This window comes from uncultured Streptococcus sp. (assembly GCF_963521865.1).
Taxonomy (GTDB): domain Bacteria; phylum Bacillota; class Bacilli; order Lactobacillales; family Streptococcaceae; genus Streptococcus.
Genome location: NZ_CAUQWY010000065.1, coordinates 1 through 5,091, shown reverse-complemented (window position 1 = coordinate 5,091; position 5,091 = coordinate 1). Strand labels below are relative to the sequence as shown.

The 5,091-nt window shown below is 34.7% G+C and carries 3 protein-coding genes; 2 read left to right on the top strand and 1 reads right to left on the bottom strand.

The window, feature by feature from the left end:
• The coding region (gene trpS / locus RWO85_RS09645; protein ID WP_314415607.1) for a tryptophan--tRNA ligase at window positions 1-692 on the bottom strand (692 nt) is incomplete at its 3' end.
• Between the two features lie 205 nt (window positions 693-897).
• Here trpS and RWO85_RS09640 point away from each other — a divergent pair.
• Both RWO85_RS09640 and RWO85_RS09635 read left to right on the top strand, forming a co-directional pair.
• Entirely contained in the window at window positions 898-2,520 is a 1,623-nt protein-coding gene (locus RWO85_RS09640) for an ATP-binding cassette domain-containing protein (protein WP_314415604.1), read from the top strand.
• 61 nt (window positions 2,521-2,581) lie between these two features.
• The coding region (locus RWO85_RS09635) for a YfhO family protein (RefSeq protein WP_314415601.1) at window positions 2,582-5,091 on the top strand (2,510 nt) is incomplete at its 3' end.

Sequence of the window (5,091 nt, the reverse complement as noted above, 5' to 3'; positions counted from 1 at the left end):
GGATCTGTATACATACTCATTACTTTTTTACGCAAAGTATCCGCATCATCAGCTAAATAAATACCATTATTGAGTGATTTAGACATTTTAGCATTTCCATCTAAACCAGGCAAACGCCCTGCTCTCTCATTTTCTGGATAAATACCTTCTGGTTCCACCAAAACATCACAGTTATATGCATTGTTAAAAGAACGAACAATTTCACGAGTCTGCTCAATCATTGGTTTCTGATCTGTCCCAACAGGAACATAATTGGCCTTAAAGGCAGTGATGTCAGCTGCTTGTGCAATTGGATAAACCAAAAATCCTGTTGGAATACTTTCTCCAAATCCCTTTTGAGCAATCTCTGTCTTGACAGTTGGATTACGCTCCAAACGTGCTAATGACACCAAATTCATATAATACATAGACAACTCAGCTAATTCTGGAATTTGGCTTTGAATAAAAATAGTTGATTTACTCGGATCCAATCCAACTGCAAGATAATCCAAAGCAACATTTCCGATAGACTCTACAATTGTTTGAGGGTCTTTAGCATGATCTGTCAAAGCTTGTTGGTCAGCCAAGAACACAAACATATCATACTTATCCTCTTCCTGTAATAAAACTCTATTTTTGAGACTTCCAACATAATGTCCAATATGCAATTTTCCTGTTGGACGGTCTCCTGTTAAAATAATGGGTTTAATCATTTTATTCTCCTTCGATATAGTCCCTTCAATTATAGCATTTTTTTAATGAAATAACCGTAATTTATCAAAATAAATCAGTCTTGCTATTTACGGATTCGTGTAAAGTATACTGTAAATCTAATTTACACAAAATTGACAGATAAAAATTTGAATATTTCCGTATTTTCTAGTAGAATAAATATATTACACATATAGGAGAAAAACATTGCTTACAGTATCTGATGTTTCACTACGTTTTAGTGATCGCAAACTTTTTGATGATGTCAATATCAAATTTACAGAAGGAAATACTTACGGATTAATCGGTGCTAATGGTGCCGGAAAATCAACCTTTTTAAAAATTTTAGCTGGAGATATCGAACCTACTACTGGTCACATCTCTCTTGGTCCAGATGAACGTCTCTCTGTTCTTCGTCAAAATCACTTTGACTATGAAGACGAACGTGCCATTGATGTCGTTATCATGGGAAATGAAAAACTTTATAGCATCATGAAGGAGAAAGATGCCATCTACATGAAGGAAGATTTCTCAGACGAAGATGGAGTGCGTGCTGCCGAACTCGAAGGAGAGTTTGCCGAGCTTGGGGGCTGGGAAGCAGAAAGTGAAGCCTCTCAACTACTTCAAAATCTAAACATTCCAGAAGAATTACACTACCAAAACATGAGTGAATTGGCCAATGGTGAAAAAGTAAAAGTTCTCCTCGCCAAAGCACTTTTTGGTAAACCTGATGTGCTTCTATTGGACGAGCCAACCAACGGTTTGGATATCCAGTCAATTACTTGGCTAGAAGACTTCTTGATTGATTTTGATAACACAGTTATCGTAGTATCCCACGACCGTCACTTCTTAAACAAAGTATGTACTCACATGGCCGACCTTGACTTTGGAAAAATCAAACTCTATGTCGGAAACTACGACTTCTGGAAGGAATCTTCTGAACTCGCTGCTAAATTGCTAGCAGACCGTAATGCTAAAGCAGAAGAAAAAATTAAGCAATTGCAAGAATTCGTAGCTCGTTTCTCTGCCAATGCTTCCAAATCAAGACAAGCAACATCACGTAAGAAAATGCTTGATAAGATTGAGCTAGAAGAGATTGTGCCATCTAGTCGTAAATATCCATTTATCAACTTTAAAGCAGAGCGTGAAATTGGTAATGATCTCTTGACAGTAGAAAATCTAACTGTAAAGATTGATGGTGAGACTATTTTAGATAATATCAGTTTCATCTTGCGTCCAGGTGATAAGACAGCTCTTATTGGACAAAATGATATCCAAACAACTGCATTAATTCGTGCAATCATGGGTGACATTGACTATGAAGGAACTGTCAAATGGGGAGTTACTACTAGCCGTTCTTACTTACCAAAAGATAACTCGGCCGATTTTGCAGGGGGAGAGTCAATCCTTGACTGGTTGCGTCAATTCGCAAGTAAAGAAGAAGATGACAATACTTTCCTACGTGGCTTCCTCGGCCGTATGCTCTTCTCTGGAGATGAGGTTAACAAACCTGTAAATGTCTTGTCAGGGGGAGAAAAAGTTCGTGTCATGCTTTCAAAACTCATGCTCTTAAAATCAAATGTCCTTGTCCTCGATGATCCAACCAATCACTTGGACTTGGAATCTATCTCAAGCTTGAATGATGGATTGAAAAACTTTAAAGAATCAATCATCTTTGCCAGCCATGACCACGAGTTTATTCAAACTCTAGCCAACCATATCATTGTCTTGTCTAAAAATGGCGTCATTGACCGTATCGATGAAACCTATGATGAATTCCTAGAAAATTCAGAAGTACAAGCAAAAGTTAAAGAACTTTGGAAAGACTAAATAAAACTTCAAAACTCAGTTGGGTTAACCAGCTGAGTTTTCTAACATTTTATGAGGTAACATGAAATTATTTTTTAAAACATATTGGATCTATTTTGTTTCTTTCATCATTCCCGTAATCATTATGACAGGAGTATATCTATCTCAAGGTATCTACTGGAATAGCGATACATCTCCACTATTAGGGGATGGTTTTCATCAATACGTTATTTTTGATGTAACTTTACGAAATATCCTACATGGAAATGGTAGTCTGTTTTACACCTTTACAAGTGGCCTCGGATTAAATTTCTATGCCCTATCTAGTTATTACTTGGGTAGTTTCCTTTCACCACTAGTTTACTTTTTTGATCTAACGAATATGCCAGATGCTGTCTATCTGACAACTCTCTTAAAATTTGGATTGATTGGACTGTCAACTTACTTTAGTTTAAATAAATTATTTCAATCGATTCCTAAGCCTTTAAAACTAGCTTTATCTACTTCCTATGCTCTGATGAGTTTCACTGTCAGTCAATTAGAGATAAAAACCTGGCTAGATGTTTTTATCTTGATTCCTTTAATTATAACTGGTTTACAACTACTTATCACTGAAAAGAGATTCCTATTGTACTTTACAAGTCTGTCAATCTTATTTATCCAAAACTATTATTTTGGCTATATGACAGCATTGTTTCTTATTTTCTGGTATCTCTTCCAAATTTCTTGGGACTTTAAAACCCGAAAATCATCTTTTCTTGATTTCATAATCACCTCCGTTTTAGCTGATATGGCTAGTTTGATTCTGACTCTTCCTACTCTGTTTGATTTACAGACACATGGGGAAAAATTGACTGAAGTTACAAAGTTTCAAACTGAAAGTAGCTGGTATCTTGATCTTTTTGCTAAACAATTCATTGGTTCCTTTGATACAACCAAGTATGGGGCTATTCCAATGATTTTTGTAGGACTACTTCCCTTTATTTTGACTATTTTATTTTTTACACTGAAAACTATTAAGTTTCACGTGAAACTTATCTATGCAATCTTCTTTACATTTCTAATTGCAAGCTTTTATATTGAAGCTCTTGATTTATTTTGGCAAGGCATGCATACTCCAAACATGTTTTTACATCGCTATGCTTGGATTTTCTCTACCTTGTTAATTTACACAGCAGCGGAAGTCTTAAATCGTCTGAAAGAAATTAAAATCTGGAATTTTTTAGTTTCGCTTTTTCTTATAGTAACAGGATTTTTAGCTACAATCTATCTAAAATCACATTATTCTTTTTTAACAGATTTGAATATTCTGCTGACTCTTGAATTTTTGGTTGTCTATTCGCTTTTACTCCTTGCAGTTATCAAAAAGTTTATCTCTGTAAATCTATTTGCCATTCTAATCTCTTTATTTATAATGATTGAAATGAGTTTAAATGCTTCATCTCAAATAGACGGAATTTCTAAGGAATGGGGATTTGCTTCTCGAAGTGCATATAGTAGAGATATACCAGCTATGGACTCTTTCTCAACATATATTGGAAACCAATTTACTCGTACTGAGAAACTAGAGACTCAGACAGGAAATGACAGTATGAAATTCAACTACAATGGAATCTCTCAATTTTCATCTGTTCGAAATCGTTCAGCGAGCTCTACTTTGGATAAACTTGGGTTTAAATCCTCTGGGACTAATCTCAATCTCCGCTATGCAAATAATAGTATTTTGGCTGATAGTTTATTTGGTATCCAGTACAATATCTCAGACAGTCCTATTGATAAGTATGGTTTTAAAGATATCTATCAAAAAGATAATCTTACCCTATATGAAAATCAATACTCTCTTCCGATTGCATTTGCTAGTCAATCTGTTTACAATGATGTCAAGTTCAATGAACATACCTTGGATAATCAGGCCTCATTTTTAAATCAACTTGCTAACGTCAATTTTGATTATTTTTCTCCAATCCCTTATGACAAAACAGAAAATACTGATGATTTGATTAGTGTTACAAGTTCTTCAAATGAGGATGCAACAATCCAGTATCAAATTGAAGTGCCAGAAAACAGCCAAGTTTATCTTTCTTTCACAAATCTTCACTTTTCTAATGATAAACAAAAAAAGGTTGACATCCTTGTAAATGGAGAAAAGAAAACTTTTACAACTGATAATATCTTCTCCTTCTTTAATCTAGGCTATACAAAAGAGAAAAAAACTTTCAATATTCATGTTAGTTTCCCTGGAAATTCACAAGTATCATTTGAATCTCCTAACTTCTACCGTTTAGATACCAAAGCTTTTACTGAGGCAATTCAAAAAATTAAAGAACAGCCTGTAACAGTATCAACTTCTAAAAACAAGGTTTTTGCTACATATGATGTCCAACAAGATACATCTATTTTCTTCACCATTCCTTATGACAAAGGTTGGTCTGCCTACCAAGATGATAAGAAAATAGAGATTAAACAAGCTCAAACTGGCTTTATGAAAGTTGACGTTCCTAAGGGAAAAGGAACTATTACACTTTCCTTTATTCCCAATGGTTTTATTACTGGATCAATCTGTTCCTTTACTTCACTTTTACTATTTGGAAT